Annotated in this window: 14 protein-coding genes and 1 pseudogene; 6 read left to right on the top strand and 9 right to left on the bottom strand. The window is 70.4% G+C overall.

Annotated features, from left to right (window positions below; genetic code table 11):
* Nucleotides 1-51 precede the first annotated feature (51 nt).
* Nucleotides 52-789 (bottom strand): helix-turn-helix domain-containing protein, encoded by a 738-nt coding sequence (locus MET2598_RS0131945; RefSeq protein ID WP_012335785.1) that lies wholly within the window; start codon nt 787-789, stop codon nt 52-54.
* Between the two features lie 342 nt (nt 790-1,131).
* On the opposite strand from MET2598_RS0131945, the gene MET2598_RS0131940 reads away from it, so the two are divergent.
* Nucleotides 1,132-1,407, top strand: coding sequence for a YdcH family protein (locus tag MET2598_RS0131940; protein WP_026191046.1), 276 nt, complete (start codon nt 1,132-1,134; stop codon nt 1,405-1,407).
* 70 nt (nt 1,408-1,477) lie between these two features.
* A complete protein-coding gene (locus MET2598_RS0131935; RefSeq protein WP_012335787.1) occupies nt 1,478-2,107 on the top strand; it encodes an outer membrane beta-barrel protein in 630 nt (209 codons plus the stop codon).
* Between the two features lie 694 nt (nt 2,108-2,801).
* Here the strand turns inward: MET2598_RS0131935 and MET2598_RS41770 are convergent.
* Nucleotides 2,802-3,167 (bottom strand): hypothetical protein, encoded by a 366-nt coding sequence (locus MET2598_RS41770; RefSeq protein ID WP_157182307.1) that lies wholly within the window; start codon nt 3,165-3,167, stop codon nt 2,802-2,804.
* Between the two features lie 219 nt (nt 3,168-3,386).
* On the opposite strand from MET2598_RS41770, the gene MET2598_RS41765 reads away from it, so the two are divergent.
* The gene (locus MET2598_RS41765; protein WP_157182306.1) at nt 3,387-3,698 is read left to right on the top strand and encodes a hypothetical protein; all 312 of its coding nucleotides are present in this window, start codon (nt 3,387-3,389) and stop codon (nt 3,696-3,698) included.
* Between the two features lie 247 nt (nt 3,699-3,945).
* On the opposite strand, the pseudogene MET2598_RS43945 reads toward MET2598_RS41765, so the two are convergent.
* The 7 genes and pseudogenes from MET2598_RS43945 to MET2598_RS0131875 form a co-directional block, all read right to left on the bottom strand.
* A pseudogene (locus MET2598_RS43945) lies at nt 3,946-4,041 on the bottom strand (IS5/IS1182 family transposase); the annotation flags it as partial.
* Nucleotides 4,042-4,410: 369 nt separating this feature from the next.
* On the bottom strand, nt 4,411-5,202 hold the full coding sequence (locus MET2598_RS0131920; RefSeq protein WP_012335788.1) for a substrate-binding domain-containing protein: 792 nt from the start codon (nt 5,200-5,202) through the stop codon (nt 4,411-4,413).
* Between the two features lie 80 nt (nt 5,203-5,282).
* Nucleotides 5,283-6,596 (bottom strand): MFS transporter, encoded by a 1,314-nt coding sequence (locus tag MET2598_RS0131915; protein ID WP_018263601.1) that lies wholly within the window; start codon nt 6,594-6,596, stop codon nt 5,283-5,285.
* Between the two features lie 194 nt (nt 6,597-6,790).
* Nucleotides 6,791-9,526, bottom strand: a complete 2,736-nt coding sequence (locus MET2598_RS37780) for a CoA-binding protein (protein ID WP_236728854.1) — start codon at nt 9,524-9,526, stop codon at nt 6,791-6,793.
* A 15-nt stretch (nt 9,527-9,541) separates the two neighbouring features.
* The gene (locus tag MET2598_RS37775; RefSeq protein WP_236728853.1) at nt 9,542-10,573 is read right to left on the bottom strand and encodes an ATP citrate lyase citrate-binding domain-containing protein; all 1,032 of its coding nucleotides are present in this window, start codon (nt 10,571-10,573) and stop codon (nt 9,542-9,544) included.
* Nucleotides 10,574-10,632: 59 nt separating this feature from the next.
* A complete protein-coding gene (locus tag MET2598_RS43175) occupies nt 10,633-10,836 on the bottom strand; it encodes a hypothetical protein (protein WP_236728852.1) in 204 nt (67 codons plus the stop codon).
* A 100-nt stretch (nt 10,837-10,936) separates the two neighbouring features.
* A complete protein-coding gene (locus MET2598_RS0131875) occupies nt 10,937-12,001 on the bottom strand; it encodes an ABC transporter substrate-binding protein (protein ID WP_012335790.1) in 1,065 nt (354 codons plus the stop codon).
* A 136-nt stretch (nt 12,002-12,137) separates the two neighbouring features.
* On the opposite strand from MET2598_RS0131875, the gene MET2598_RS0131870 reads away from it, so the two are divergent.
* The 3 genes from MET2598_RS0131870 to MET2598_RS0131860 all read left to right on the top strand — a co-directional run.
* Complete coding sequence (locus MET2598_RS0131870) at nt 12,138-12,803, top strand: response regulator (protein ID WP_018263594.1); 666 nt, start codon at nt 12,138-12,140, stop codon at nt 12,801-12,803.
* Nucleotides 12,800-14,239, top strand: a complete 1,440-nt coding sequence (locus MET2598_RS0131865) for a sensor histidine kinase (protein ID WP_012335792.1) — start codon at nt 12,800-12,802, stop codon at nt 14,237-14,239. The genes MET2598_RS0131870 and MET2598_RS0131865 overlap by 4 nt, the downstream gene beginning before the upstream one ends.
* Before the next feature lie 280 nt (nt 14,240-14,519).
* Nucleotides 14,520-14,900, top strand: a 381-nt coding sequence (locus MET2598_RS0131860; RefSeq protein ID WP_018263593.1) for a transposase, incomplete at its 3' end; no start/stop codon positions are given.

The raw sequence follows: 14,900 nt of genomic DNA, 5'->3' as shown, positions 1-14,900 counted from the left end.
CGGCCGAGGCGCCCACAGCGCGGCCGCGCCGGCGGGGCCCGGCGGCCCGCCTCAATTCGCCGCCAGGCGCTCCAGCCGGGCGGGGTCGAGCAGGCGGACGCCGCCCGGGACGATCAGGATGGTGCGCTCGCGGTCGAGGCGGGTCATCATCCGGCTCACCGTCTCGATGGTCAGGCCGAGATGGTCGGCGATGTCCTGCCGGCCCATCGGCAGTTCGAGGGTCACGGAGACGCGGCCGATGCGCGCGTAGCGCTCGCGCAGGCCGATCAGGAAGCTCGCGATCTTCTCCTCGGCGGTGCGCCGCCCGAGCAGCATCATCTGGTCCTGGAGCAGGGACAATTCGTGGCGGGCCCGCTCGTGCAGGCTCATCAGCAGGTGCGGCTTGCTCTCGACGACGCCCGCGAAGGCCCTGCGCTCGAACCGGCACACCCGCACCGGGGCCAGCGCCTCGGCGGTGACGGTGTAGCGCTCCTGGCGGGCGAGGCCGAGGAAGTCGCCCGTGAGGGCGAAGCCCATCACCTGCCGGCGCCCGTCGGGCAGGAGGCGGGAGAGCCGCAGCGCCCCCTCGATGACGTTGTAGACCGCGGCGGCCGGCTCGTCCTGCCCGAACAGCGTCTGGCTCCGGTCGAGGCAGAGGTGCTGGCTGAGGCTCTCCAGACTGTCGAGCTCGTCGAGGTCCATCACCGCGCAGATGCTGAACGGGCGCGCCCCGCAGGCGGCGCAGTTCGAGCCCGGCCGGTTCCCGCAGACAAGTCCCGCGGACTCGCAATGATCCTTGACTGTCAGCATCGACTCGAACTCCCGGTCTCGGAACGCCCCTCGGCGCGATCTCCCGACGAGATCTCCTGACGCGCCCCCGCCCCCCGCCCCGCCTGCCGCGCGCAGGCGGGGTCGTCGCGGCGGGACTGGTCCAGAGCCCGCCCCGCCTGATCGTTGCAGCCACCGCGGAGCGGATGCATTGATCCAGCGCAGGTTTCGGCCCGTCCCGCGCGGGGCCTCGGGGCGGCCACCTTGCGCTGGATCAAGGAGGAGAGGGGGCCCACGGCCAGGATGGGCCTGCTCCGACGCGGCCGGGCCTGCCCTGGACCGCCGCCGCTCCCCGGAGCGCCGTCACCAGGAAGGAGACGTCCGGTGTCCCACGTTCCCCATGAATTGGCCAACGAGTTCCCCGACCAGGGCGGGCGCATCCAGGCGCTCAGGCAGGCGGATGGCCGCTTCGCCGCTCTGGTCGAGCGCTACCACACCATCAACCGCGCGGTGCACCGGATGGAGGCGCGCATCGAGCCGGTCTCGGACGAGACGGAGCGGGCCGCCCGCCTCGAGCGCTTGCGCCTGAAGGACGAGATCGCCCGCTGGCTCGACGCGGCCCCGCGCGGCCGGGAGGCGGCCGAGCTGGCGGGCCACTGACGCGATCGCGCCGCGGGCGGCGCGGCCGAGCGGGGCTGTTCGGGCACGCGCCCTGCGGCTATCGTCCGGCATGACCCGACTCGCTTGTCCTCGGCCGCTCGGCCGCGTCGCGGCCTGCCTCCTGCTCGGCGGCTTCCTCCTTCGGGCGGACCTCGCGGCGGCGCAGGGCGTCCCGCCCTTCGCGGGCTTCGGGGCGCTGCCGTCCTTCGCGTGGCCGCGGCCGGCCGGCGACGAGGAGACCCGCTGGTCCGGCTCCTACGCCGCCCTGTCGACCGGGTTCGCGGCCGTCTCGTCGAAGCATTTCGGCAGCTCCGCGGGGCCGACCGTCGGGTTCGAGGGGGGGCGGATGTGGCAGGAGGGCCGGCTGGTCTACGGCGTCTCCGGCGGGTTCGACTTCCTCTCGGCGCTCGGCGGGGGCGCCGCGCCGGGCTTCGGGGGACTCGCCTATTCCCGCGACCTCGCCGGCGGCTTGGAGGTGAAGGTCGGGGCGCTCCTCACGCCCGACGTGCTCGTCTACGCCAAGGCCGGCGCCGTGGCCGTGCACGAGACGCTGCGGGTCGGGCCGACGGCGGTCTCGCGATCCTTCGCGCGCGAGGACCTCGCGGTGCGGCCGGAGGCGCGCGTCGGGGTCGAATGGGCGGTCACCGACCGGCTCTCGGTGGCGGTCGAGGCGGGCGTCGCGGGGCGCGGGATTCCCTGAACGGTGCGGCGCGCCGGCCAAGCAGGCCCCGCGAAGCTGGGAAGGCGAAGGGCCGCAAGCGGCAGGCCCTGGCCGCCACGGATGGCCGCGCGCTGGTGCGGGCCCCGCAGGCCGCCAGCAGCCAAATCGTCTCGATCCTGAAGTCGTCTCGGTCCTCCTGCGACGCGCCGCACGCCAGACCTGACGCTCCGGACAGGCTCTGAGGAAAGTCATGGAACTCGGCTGGACGGACGACATGGAAGCGTAGTCACCGTCTGATACGCTATCCGGTTGATGGCTTCGCCATCTCCGATTTCGGCCATGCGGATGTCGGCTTCGCTCAGGCGCCGCGCTCAGGCGCCGCGCGGGCGCGTGATCCGGGATCCGCTTCGATCAAGCGGATCCCGCATGACCTTTCCGTTCGAGCCGCCGGCGCAGGAGGCGTGTGAGTGATGCCGAGCGGGAAGGGATCCGCCCGATGACGCGCAGACCGCGATCCGGCAGGAGCATGTGAATGCGCAGGGCCGGCGGGCGCCGTCGCCCGCCCGGCGCGCTTCTCCGAGGAGGCGACGCTGCTCAGCCCGCGGGACCGACAGGTCGCCCCGGTGACCGCGCAGTGCTGTCGGGCGTGGTTGGATGGACGCGCGGCACCGATCCTACCTTCGATCGGCCCGGCCCTGCCGGGCTCTCGGCGTTTTCAAGATGTCTGAGATGGTTAATATTCGCGCAGGTCAGGAATTCTGGAATTGGAGTTTCTGATTTTTCTCGCGATAATGTCGGAAATAAATCCTTGGAAACCTTTCGCAACGATCGTCATTGCATTTTGTTTGATCGATTCTTTGGTCGGGTGTGAGCCGAAAGCCGCGACATGAATTTTCCTCGCAATCTCATTGATTGAGGTATTAAGGAGAAATTTGTCCGCAAATTCTTCGGAGAGCATCATCTCCCTAGCAATCTCGAGAGGATGTATATTGTTGGTGAGTCTGTCGATCGTGTATGCGAAGCCTTCTTGACCTGCATCTCGCAACAATACCCTGCCGTACAGCTCGCCAGCTATCTTCTGCGCTTCGTCGTAGTCCATCTGACCCTCCGTCAGATGACGCACATGATGGCAAATTTGCCGATCTGTCAATACGGAGTCGGTTGCGACTCTGGGTCATCTGCGCGGTCGATCAACAGACTCAGGTAACCGGCGCGGTTCTCCGGGCAGTCTCCACGCTCATTCCGTGTCGGCTTGCTTGGAAGTATGGTGGCTTGAAAGGCGGCGTGATCCTAGGCTTTCCCGCTGGCCGGGAGGCGCATGGGAATCGTGGGCGGAATCTGGGCGCTTGCGGAGGGAGTTGCGGCGGAGTTCAAGGACCTGCTTTACTGGCAGTGCAAGGCGCCGCGCGACAACTTCGCCCCGCTGATCGCCACCATGCTCCAGGTGCGCAGCGCTAAACTAGTGGATCTGGCCGCCCAGCCGCGCGAGATGTACCGGACCGACATGCGCGACGGTGGATCCGCGCCTCCTGGGCAGCGCGCGGAGCGACCCCGACGCCGTGATGGCGCCCCGCGCCGCCGCGGTGCCGAAGCCCGCCGCCGACCGGCAGGGCATCGCGCCGCTCCTTGATCCAAGGTGCCGGAGCGCCGTCGGGAGCCGATGCTGGCGCTCCGGTACGGCAAGCGCGCCCTGCCGGGCGCATGGCGGGTCGAGACGACGCGGAGGGCCGGTCGGCTCCGCGACGCAAGGGGACCTGCTCGCGGCCGTCGCGCCCTGGTTGCCGGCGCGTGCCAAGGTCCGCCCGATGGCCGGCGGCCTCCCCGGTACGGCCGAGCTGGTCTCGCTGTAATGGGACCGCGGCTTAGGACGACCGTCCGCGGCCCGAGGGCGCGCGGGGTCGAGGGTGGTTTGTGGTCATGAACGGCGCGATCACCGCCCACTGCTCGTCCGAGAGCGAGAACAGGTCCGCCATCGCCGCCTGCATGCGGCAAGCGGCGGCCCTGAATCACAAAACTACAGACCCTGCAACACCTTGGTGCGATTCAGACCCTGGCGCGGCGCGCTTAGCCATCCTCGAACAGGCCACAAAAGGAAAACCCTGATGCCGAAGCGCTCTGATACGGGACCCGCTTGATCAAAGCGGGTCCCGTAGCACAAGCCTGCGCGGCGCCTGAGCGACGCCGACATCCGCATGGCCGAAATCGGAGATGGCGAAGCGCTCAATCGGATGTCGTATGAGGTGCACACCGGCTTCGCCGTCCCTCACGGATGAAACCTGAGCGTGCATGCGATCAGAGCTTTTCACGCCAGCATAGCAAGTTTCTATTGAGAGAGTGCTCCGCTACCGCACGGCATCGGCCCCGAGCGGCTCCATCCCGCTCGCCCGCACCGCCGCGGCGGCCTCCGGACCGGCGAGGAAGCGGATCAGCGCCCGCGCAGGCTCCGGCTCGCGGCTGCCCGCAACGACGCCCGCCGAGAACAGCGTGTAGAGCTGCACCTCCTCCGGCAACAGGCCGACGATCTGGATTCCCGGCACGGGCTTCAGCTCGCTGAGCTGCTGGAAGCCAACCTCCGCCTCGCCGCGGGCCACCACTGCGCCCACCGGCTCGGCCGGGATCATCCGCGCCTTGTCCTTGACCTGCTCGGCGATGCCGAGGCGCTTGAACAGGTCCCGCTCGATGTACACGCCGCTCGCGCTGTCCGAGTAGGCGATCGACGTTGCCGCGAGCAGGGTCCGGCGCAGGCCCTCGACGCTGCTGATGTCGGGCATCGGCGCGCCCGCGCGCACCGCGAGCGCGATGCCGGAGCGCGCGAGCGCGGTGCGGCTGTTGGCGCTCACCTTGCCCTGCCTGATGAGGTCGTCGAGGGCGTAGCCGACCACGATCACGACGTCGATCGGCTCGCCCCGCGCGAGCCGGGCCGGCACCGCCTGCGGGGTCTGGCCCATCGAGGGTCCCCACTCGGCCACGAGCCTGTGGCCCGTACGGCGCTCGAACTCGGGGGCAAGTGCCCGGTAGGCTGCCGCGAAGCCGCCGGAGCTGACGACGCGCACCTCGGCGGCCAGGGCCGCTCCTGCGAGGAGAAGCGGGAGGACCAGGCCGAGGCCGCGGAACAGGAATTTGGAACGGATCACGAGTCTTCTCCATCAGGGCAGAGGTCGGGCCACCCGCAGCGCCCGGAGAACGGGGGCGGTCGCGAGCGGTCAGCGGGAGGTCAGGCCATCGCAGCGTCCCGGGCGAGCCCCCCCTCCGCGTGGCTCCGCTCCCGGTAGATGAGCAGCGTCGCGACGAGGCCGCAGGCGCCCGCGAAGGCCAGCCAGAAGGCCGGGGCGGCACGGTTCCCGGTCACCTCGATCAGCCAGGTCGAGACCAGTGGGGTGAAGCCGCCGAACAGCGCGGTGGCGAGCGAGTAGGCGAGCGAGAAGCCCGCCGTGCGCACGCTCGCCGGCACGATCTCGGTCAGCGCCACCACCATCGCGCCGTTGTAGCTCCCGTACAGGAAGGACAGCCACAGGAGCACGACCAGCATGTTGGTGAAGGAGGTGTTGGCGACGAGCCACGCCAGCGCCGGGTAGGCGGTGAGTAGCGTCAGGGCCGAGAACACGAGCAGGATGGGCTTGCGGCCGACCCGGTCGGAGAGCGCGCCCATCACCGGCAGCCAGAAGAAGTTCGACACCGCGACGCAGAAGGTGACGAGGAGGCTGTCCTCCGCCGACAGCTTCAGCACGCTCTTGCCGAAGGTCGGGGTGTAGACCGTGATCGTGTAGAACGAGACCGTGGTCATCACCACGAGCAGCATGCCGAGCAGCACGATCTGCCAGTTGTGCGCCAGCGAGGCGAAGATCTCACGGGCCCCGGGACGGTGCTTGCGCGCGAGGAACTCCTGGGTCTCCTCCAGCGAGCGGCGGATGTAGAACAGGAACGGCACGATCAGGCAGCCGATCACGAAAGGCACGCGCCAGCCCCAGGAGCCCACGGCCTCCGGCGTGAGCGCCTGGCTCAGGACGTAGCCGATCAGCGCCGAGACCATGATGGCGACCTGCTGGCTGCCCGACTGCCAGGAGACGTAGAAGCCCTTCTTGCCGGGGGTCGCCATCTCGGCGAGGTAGACCGACACGCCGCCGAGTTCGACGCCCGCCGAGAAGCCCTGCAGCAGCCGGCCGATCAGCACCAGGAACGGGGCGAGGAGCCCGATGGTCGCGTAGGAGGGCACGAAGGCGATCAGGATCGTGCCCATCGCCATGATGCCGAGGGTGACGATGAGGCCCTGCCGCCGCCCGACCTGGTCGACGTAGGCGCCGAGGAAGATGGCGCCGAGCGGCCGCATCAGGAAGCCCGCCCCGAAGGTCACGAAGGTGAGCATCAACGAGGCATACTCGTTGCCGGTCGGGAAGAACGCCTTGGAGATGTAGGTGGCGTAGAACCCGAACAGGAAGAAGTCGAACATCTCTAGAAAATTGCCGCTCGTGACGCGCAGCACGGTGGCGATCTTGGATCGTGAGCGATCCTCGGGGGCGAAATGCGCCATGATATCCTCCCAGGGGCTTTGTGATGGTGGTGCCAGGGTGGCCCGCCGCCGGAGCGGACGGGCTGCGGGGTCGGGATCCGCCGGACGGCGGCCCGCGCCGGAGGCCGCGATGCGGCCTCCGTCCGATGCGCGGGGAGCGAGGCGTCGGTCCGGGCTGCGGACGGCTCGCCGTCGTGTCAGGAGCGGGACCCGCGCTAAGGCCGTCGCGCGGGCCTTCGCGTGATCAGGCCACGAAGCGGCACTGCGAGGCGGGCGTGCGCGTGTCCATGTTGCGGCCGCGGTTCGTGTGATCGTCCACCTCCGCCGCGCAGCCGAGCATGCGGGCGAACAGGAAGATCGTGAACGCCGCCGTCTCGAGTGCGGCGCCAGAGAAGTCGCCGTCCTGGTAGGGCCGCCACAGCATCTTCAGGAGCAGCGCCGCGATCACCGCGTCGATGTTCACGCAGTAGACGGTGCGCGACACGCCCGCCTCGTGAAGGGCCCGCACCAGGGCGCGGTAGTAGGCGTGGAAGGCGTTGGTGTCGCCGCGCGCCGCGAGCAGGTCGTGGATCCAGACCTCGCGCGGGTCGTGGTTCACGGCCTTGTCCTTGAAGACCGGGTGGTTGACGCCCGGGATCTTCTGGATGTCGAGGCTGCCCGCACTCTTCCGGTCGGTCTTGTAGCGGGCGTAGTCCGCGGCGGTGCGGTCGGCGAGCGCCTCGAGGTCGACGTCGTGGTCCGGGTCGCCCGGGTCGGCGAGGCCCGCGTCGCGGAACTGCTCGATCAGGAAGGCGATGCCCTCGTAGCCGTTGCCGCCGTGGGCGTAGCCCGCATGGCTCAGGAACCCGATCACCGCCTTGTTGAGCTGGCACCCGCTCCGGGCTCTCCGGCCCGTCGGCCGAGACCGCGCCCTTGCAGCCTTGCGCCGAGATCGTGCCCGGACCGTTCGACAGGAGGAGCCCGATCAGGGTCTCGAACACGAACACGTCGCCGGCTGCGCCCTCCCGGCCGAGGAGCGCGAGGCAGCCGATCTCGCCGAGGGTACGGCGCCCGAGGAGGTCGACGTTCGGCACGCCGCAGAAGCTGTCCGCTTCGTGCCCCTCCGCCGGGACCGCCGCGCCCAGCAGCACGCCGAAGAGCTGCAGCCACCAGGGCAGGCTCTCGGCCGTGAGGCGCGAGATGCGCTTGCGCATCAGCGGCCCCCAGGCGAGCGTGGTGGCGACCGTGGCCAGCACCGCGTCCCGCGTCGGGTGGCCGCCGAGGCTGCGCAGGTAGCGCAGGAACACCGAGCGGGCGCCGCGGGCTTGCAACGCGTCGAGGAGCGCCTCGGCCCGCGGATCGGGCTTCGGGCCGACGAGGAGAGCGGCGAGATCCGGATCCGCCGCCACGCGACCGAGGTCGAAACTCTCGTCGAGGGCGCTCGGCAGCCCCGCCTCCACGAAGCGGTCGGTGAGGAGCCGGCAGATCCGCCGCGCCGTCTCGGCCCGGCGCGGGCCGACGAGGCTCGCGGCGGCGGCGAGCACCACGTTCGGCGCGTTGCCGGCCTCGCGGGCGGCCTCAGCGGCCGCGAGTTCCGGCCGCCCGTGCAGGTTCACCTCGGCGGCGACCGCGGCGTTGATGAGCGCCCGGTCGTTCTCGCCGGCGGCCTCGCGCAGGAGGGCGAGGGCGAGGTTCGCCTCCATCGGCAGGCGCGCCGCCTCCAGCATCGAGACGCCGTGCAGGCTGGTGACCTGCGTCTTCGGGTCCATCTGTGAGGCGCCCGAGACGTCCTTCATGGTCTGGCGCGGCAGCACGATGCCGATCTGGCGGTTGAGCCGCGCGATCTGCTCGCCGTAGGGCATCGCCGCCGCGACCACCGGCAGGTCGAGCCCGGCCGGCAGGGTCAGGCCGGCATTCGAGCCGAACCAGGGCTTGAGGGCGAGGCTGCTCTCGGGGGCGAAGTCGGGCCGCGCCCCGTTCTCGCGCATCACCGCGGTGAGCGCCGCCGGGATGTGGGCGATGTTCGTGACCACCGCGCCCTTGGCCGAGACGACCGGGTTGTCGGGCGTGAACACGCCCTCCACCCCGAACTTCTCCATGAACCAGCGCTCCTTGGCGGCGGCATCGTCGTCGCCGCCCGCCATGGCGCCCGCGTGACCCACCGCCCGGGAGAGCCGGCTCTTCCAGCGCCCGACCACGCAGGCGACGACGGGCTTGGTGAAGTGCGCGTCGAGTTCGTAGTAGCCGCCCGGCTCCACGTAGAGCACCGCCGCCTTGCTGCGCGCGTCGTTGGCGAGCGCGAAGGCGAATTCGGGGGCCGCGTACTGGATGTAGACGTCCTTGCCGCTGGAGATGAGCGTGGTGGTGCCCCAGCCGCTCATGCGCAGGTAGGTGGCGATCGTCGTGGTGAAGTTGCCGGAATTCGAGAAGATCGCGACCGAGCCGGCCTTGAGCGCCTCGCCCGGGCTGTCGCCGCCGAGCGCGCCGCCGATGCGGACCTGATGGTAGGCGTCGGCGACCCCGAGGCTGTTGCCGCCGAAGATGTCGACGCCGTTCTGCTGGCCGAGGGCCCGGATCTCGCGGCTGTCGTGGACCGAGAGCTTCTCGGTGACGATGAAGATCTTGCGCAGGTCCGGGTTGACCCGGATCAGCTCGGCGACGCCGTCGCGGGCGCCGGACGGCGGCAGGTAGACGACGCCGCAATTGAAGCGGTGCCCGGCCTCCAGCCCCTCGCGGACGTTGTTGTAGACCGGGATCTCGCCGAGCGGGGTCTCGAGAACCTGCCCGCGGCGGCCGGGCGAGGTGCCGAACACCACGTTGCCGCCCGAATAGGCGTGGCCGACGGGCGTCACGTCGCTCGACTCACCCCCGAGGATGTTGAGCACGCAGACCCGGTCCTGGCGCGTGGCGACCTGATCGAGCGAAGAGATGCCGACGTGGTACTTGAAGCTGCCGATGCCGTGCTTGTGCATGTCGTCCTCCCCTGATCATTCGGCCGCGTGACGCAGCGGCTCGCCGAGCCCGATGGCGCGCGCCACCGCCTCGCGGCCGCCCTGGCGCATCCACTGGTCGGCCTTGCGGGCGTAGGCGACGACCTCGCTCATGTCGGAATCGAACCCGAACAGCCGGTAGGGCAGGCCGAGCGCCTCGGCCGTGTCGCGCAACGCCCCCATCCCGCGCACCAGGTTCGGGCCGCCGCGGCCGGCCACGATGTACAGCGGCGTCGGCCCGTGCCGGCCGACATGCTCGCGCAGCGCGTCCGCCATCGCCCGGAAAGTCTCGAAGATGTCGGTGTTGTTCGACTTGCCGCCGATGATGAACAGCACGTTCGCTTGGCGGAGCCAGTGCTTGAAGCAGATCCGCGCCACCTCTTTCATCTTCTCGTAGGGCGGGTTGCCGCCGAAGTCCGAGGAGATGATGGCGTCGTCGCCGAGCATCTCGGTGACGAGGGAGTTGGCGCCGCCGCCGAAGGTCGGGGCCAGGATGGTGCCGCCCGCATTGATGATGCAGACGTCGCTCTGGCCCTGGTAGGTCCGCAACTGGTTGATCTCCGCCTCGAAGTCCGAGTAGTCGACCGAGAACAGGTGGCCCGGCAGGCCGAGGCGCTGCCAGCGCGGGTCGTCGCGGTCGAAGCCGCACTTGAAGTCGCAGGCGACGGGGGTGAGGCGGCCGCTGCGGTCGGGGCGCATGCGGATCGGGTTCAGCTCGACCGTGGTCATGCCGAAGCCGTGGTAGAGTTCCCAGAGCTTCGGCAGCTGCTGCACCAGCGGCGAGATCAGGGCCTTCGGGGCGTTCAGTTCCGAGAGGGCGTTCGCCACCACGAAGGCCTTGAGGCCGGTGAGCGGGTCGAAGGGAACCTGCGCCACCTCGCTCTTGTCGAGTTCCTCGATGTCGACGCCGCCGCGGTGGGTCAGCGTCATGGTCGGGGCGCGGTAGCGCGTGCTGTCGGAGATCGAGAAGTAGACCTCGTGCTCGGCCGGCACCGCGCCCTCGAAGGTGACGCCGTTGGCCTTGGCCACCGCGTGGCCGTGGCGGTGCTCCGAGAAGTAGAGCCGCTCCTTCTCGCGCAGCGCCGTCCTCAGGTCCGAGGCGCGGCCGACGAGCCCGCCTTGCCCTTCTTGCCGACGCCGCCCTTGAAGACCGGCTTGATGAAGATCGAACCGTGGCGGTCGATCAGCCCCTTGATCTCTTCCTCGCTCGCGTCCGGGCCGAGCACCTCGGACGTGGGAAAGCCGGCGAACTGCAGGAGCTTCGCGCCGTGCAACATGCCCGTGACTTGCATCCGTTCCCTCCTGAATGTGTTTGGAGGGATCTTCGAGATGGAACCTGTCACAAATCTGTCGCGGCGCGAATTTCTGCGACGTGGCCGGGAAAGCTTCGTCCTATCGTCCCTCGATGACCCGCCGCCACTGCTTCAGCGTCCGGCTGCGCTTGATCTGGTCGAGGGCGGTGAGGAGTTCGGGCCCGACCACGATCGGCTGGGGGGCGGCCGCGACGGGGTCGTCGGGCTGGCGCGCGTCGGCGCGCGCGGGCGTCACCGAGCGGGCCGCGAGCCGCGCCTGCCCCTCCCATGAGAGCATGTAGTCGAGGAAGAGCCGGGCTGCCGCCTTGTGCTGGGCCGCCTTGGGAATGAAGGCGATGCGCGAGGTGATCAGCGTGTAGTCGGCGGGAAGCACGACGCCGAGCCTCGGGTCCTGCTTGGCCCGCTCCAGGGCGTAGGCGCCGAAGACATCGAAGGCCAGCAGCGCCTCGCCGGCGACGACGCGGTCGAGCATGTGCGTCGTGGTGGTGTAGAGCTTCGCCCCGACCTGCCCGAGGGCGCGCACGAGGTCCCAGGTCCGCGGCGTCACCGCGAGGTTCTGCGTGAGGAACAGGAAGCCGACGCCGCTACGCTCCGGGTCGTAGGTGGCGACCTTGCCGTGCCACGCCTCCGGGTCCTGCGTCAGGCTGCGGACGAGGTCGGCGTGGCTGCGCGGCACACGCTCGTCGGGAAGCAGGCTGCGGTTGTAGGCGATCGCGACCGGCTCGGCGGTGACGCCGTAGGCCTCGTAGCGCCACACTGCCCAGGCCGGCAGCCCCTCCGCCTCCCGGGAGACGTACCGCTCGGCAAAGCCGTCATTCACGAGCTTGACCTGGAGGTCCATGGCCGAGCTCCAGAGGATGTCGGCCGTACCGCCTCCCGCCCCGGCCTCGGCGAGAAACTCCTCGTAGAGCTTCGACGAGTTCAGCTTGGCGTAGGAGACCGAGACGCCCGGGTAGCTCTGCCGGAACCCCTCCAGCAGCGCGGAGGCCTCCGCCTCGTCGGTCGTCGCGCGGATGACCAATGCGCCCTCCCGCACGGCCTCCGCGACGTCCTGGCGCCGCACGTCGACGGGCGCGTCGACCTGGGCCCGGGCGGAGGCGAGCAGGACGCCGAAGGCGATCAATCCGGCCGCGAGGATGCGCACGTTCCCTCCCCACCCACCGCTTTTCGGTTGCCTGCGGTGCTCACAGTCGCGAGGATCGAGGCTACAGGCTCGCGCCGCGATGCCAAGCCGCCGCAGCGCGGATGCGCGGAGGCTGGTACCGAGGGAGGGCGGGCGGATGCGGGTGCTCGTCGTGGAGGACGACGCGGCTCTGGCGCGGGGGCTCGTGGCGTCGCTCCGGCTCGCCGGACTCGCGGCAGACCACGAAGCGGACGGCGAGGACGCGGCGCGGCTCGCCCTCTCGGAGCCCTACAGCCTGATCGTGCTCGACATCGGCCTTCCGGGCCTCTCCGGCTTCGAGGTGCTGCAGCGCATTCGAGCAGCAGGGAGTACCGTGCCGGTGCTGATCCTGACCGCGCGCGACGCGGTGGCGGACCGGGTGCGGGGGCTCGATCTCGGGGCGGACGACTACCTGCTCAAGCCTTTCGCCCCCGCCGAGTTCGAGGCGCGGGTGCGCGCCCAGATCCGGCGCGGTCAGGGCCAGCCCAACCCCGTCCTGCGCTGCGGGACGCTCGCCCTCGACCGCTCGACCGGGGCGGTGACGCTCGACGGCGAACCCCTTGCGCTCCGGCGCCGGGAACGCGCGGTGCTCACCGTGCTGATGGCCAAGGCCGGGCAGGTGGTGCCGAAGGAGCGGCTGAACAACGAGGTGTTCGGGTTCGACGACGAGGTGGCGCCGAACGCCCTCGAACTCTACATCGCGCGCCTGCGCAAGAAGCTGCAGCCGAAGGGACCGGAGATCCGCACGATCCGCGGTCTCGGCTATCTCCTCGACGCCGGATGAGCCGGCGCCCGCCCTCCCTGCGGCGCGGGCTGATGCTGCGGATGCTCCTGCCCACCGCAGCCCTCGCCCTCGTGCTCGGCCTCGGCGGCGCCCTCGTCATCCGGGATGTCGTCGAGACGACGCACGACCGTCTCCTCGACGGCTCCGTCCTGGCCATCGCCGAGCGCCTCGCGTTGGACGAGGACAACGAGGTGACGGTGGACCTGCCGCGGGTGGCGCTCGGCATGCTGGAGAGCCAAGCGCATGACCGCATCTACTACAGTGTCAGCTACCAGGACCAGCTCGTCACGGGCTACCGCGACCTGCCTCGCCCGGCCTCGGAGATGGAGCCCGGCCCGACCCGGCACTGGGACGCGGTGATGCGCGGGGCGCCCGTGCGCGTCGCCGCGCAGGCGCGGCGGGTCTACGGCAAGCCGGGCTTGGTCCTGGTTCAGGTGGCCGAGACGCGCGATGCGCGACGCACCCTGGAGGCGCGGCTCTTCGGCGGCCTGTTCGTGCTCGAAGCCGTCCTCCTGGCTCTGGTCGGGGTGCTGACGTGGCACGGGATCAGCCGCGGCCTGGCGCCCCTGGATCATCTCAGCGCCGAGATCGACCGGCGGGCGGCGCCCGGCGCGATCAGCCTGCAGCCCCTCGACGCCTCGCGCGTGCCGGCGGAGGCCGCCGCCCCGGTGCTGGCCTTCAACACCCTGCTCGCCCGGCTGGAGCAGGTCATGGTGGCCGTGCGGCGCTTCACGGCCGACGCCTCGCATCAGATGCGAACGCCGCTCGCCGTGCTGCGCATGCATGTCGATCTCGCGCGCCGCCACGGCGTCGGCGCGAGCCCCGAAGGCCGCGCCGCGCTCGACGACATCGAGGGCGCGGCTTTGCGCCTGGAGCACCTGCTCGCCCAACTCCTCGCCCTTGCCCGCGCCGACGAGGACCCAGGCGCGCTCGTGATGACGAATCTGGATCTCGCCGAGGTCGCCGCGACGGTTCTTGCGGACCAGGTCCCGCGCGCTCTCGCCGCCGGCGTCGAGATCGAATACGAACGGCCGAGCGAAGCCGTCATGGTTCCGGGCCATGCGACCCTGGTCGGCGAGATCCTCGCCAACATCGTCGACAACGCGATCCGCTACGCCGGGGCCGGCGCCCGGGTGGTCGTGCGCGTGGCGAACGAACCGGGCGGAGCCATTGCCGAGGTTGAGGACGACGGGCCGGGAATTGCGCCGCAGCACCGGGAGAAGGTTTTCTCGCGCTTCTATCGGGTCGCCCGGAGTGGCGGCCCGGAGGGCAGCGGCCTCGGCCTCGCCGTGGTTCGGGCCCTCGCCGACCGGATCGGTGCCGCCGTGACCCTCGGTGACGCTCGCCGAGGCGGATCGGGGCTGCTGGTCAGGATCGTCTTCCCGCCGGTCCCCATGAAATCCACCGAGACTGGCTCGAAGCAGCCGGACCCTTGACGCCGTCCCGGGCCGGCGTGGTTGACATGTCGTTCGCCCCGCTCCCACGACCGTGGGAAATCGAGGGCCCGCTTCGCGGGAGCTCGAAAGATCCCTGCCGGATAGCAAGCGGCCAGTGCGGCGGCACCGATCGAAGGTCTGCTCCCGGCGCGTTGCCGACCCACGACCGATCGACGGCAGACCGTGCGTTCGCATCGTCCGCGGCCTGCTCGACGGGCCGCAGCGTCAAGCCTAGCATTACAGTTGCGTTTTCGGCGAGGTTCTGACTCTTTGCGTCGCCATGATTCGCGCATCATGGACGTCGGAGACTTCGGTCAAGGCGACGCTGGAGTTGTGGGCCTCGTCGCTCCGGGAGGTGAAGGGGCGCATGCGGCCTCTGTTCACCCAGCGCCGGGTCGCCGCCTCGGCCGGAGCGTTCTTGGATGGACTGCTCGGTGCAGAGCGGCGCAAGACGGGTTGGATGCGGGCGGAAGCCGCGGGCGATCCCGGGCCCTGGCGCCAGCAGGCGGTGCTNGGGCGCGGACGTTGGGACGCCGACGCTCTGCGCGACGTGGTGCGTGACTATGCTCTGGAGACGCTGGCCGACCCGGACGCGGTTCTGGTTCTCGACGAGACCGGCTTCCTGAAGCAGGGCAAGGCCTCGTGCGGCGTGCATCGCCAG

Source organism: Methylobacterium sp. WSM2598 (genome assembly GCF_000379105.1).
In the GTDB taxonomy this organism is placed as follows: domain Bacteria; phylum Pseudomonadota; class Alphaproteobacteria; order Rhizobiales; family Beijerinckiaceae; genus Methylobacterium.
Note: the sequence above shows the minus strand (reverse complement) of the source record. Positions and strands in the feature narration are given on the sequence as shown.

Coding starts and splice junctions, on each gene's coding strand:
- MET2598_RS0131945 (WP_012335785.1), bottom strand. CDS start 789: ATGCTGACAGTCAAGGATCATTGCGAGTCCGCGGGACTTGTCTGCGGG.
- MET2598_RS0131935 (WP_012335787.1), top strand. CDS start 1,478: ATGACCCGACTCGCTTGTCCTCGGCCGCTCGGCCGCGTCGCGGCCTGC.
- MET2598_RS41770 (WP_157182307.1), bottom strand. CDS start 3,167: ATGGACTACGACGAAGCGCAGAAGATAGCTGGCGAGCTGTACGGCAGG.
- MET2598_RS41765 (WP_157182306.1), top strand. CDS start 3,387: ATGGGAATCGTGGGCGGAATCTGGGCGCTTGCGGAGGGAGTTGCGGCG.
- MET2598_RS0131915 (WP_018263601.1), bottom strand. CDS start 6,596: ATGGCGCATTTCGCCCCCGAGGATCGCTCACGATCCAAGATCGCCACC.
- MET2598_RS37780 (WP_236728854.1), bottom strand. CDS start 9,526: ATGCACAAGCACGGCATCGGCAGCTTCAAGTACCACGTCGGCATCTCT.
- MET2598_RS43175 (WP_236728852.1), bottom strand. CDS start 10,836: ATGCAAGTCACGGGCATGTTGCACGGCGCGAAGCTCCTGCAGTTCGCC.
- MET2598_RS0131870 (WP_018263594.1), top strand. CDS start 12,138: ATGCGGGTGCTCGTCGTGGAGGACGACGCGGCTCTGGCGCGGGGGCTC.
- MET2598_RS0131865 (WP_012335792.1), top strand. CDS start 12,800: ATGAGCCGGCGCCCGCCCTCCCTGCGGCGCGGGCTGATGCTGCGGATG.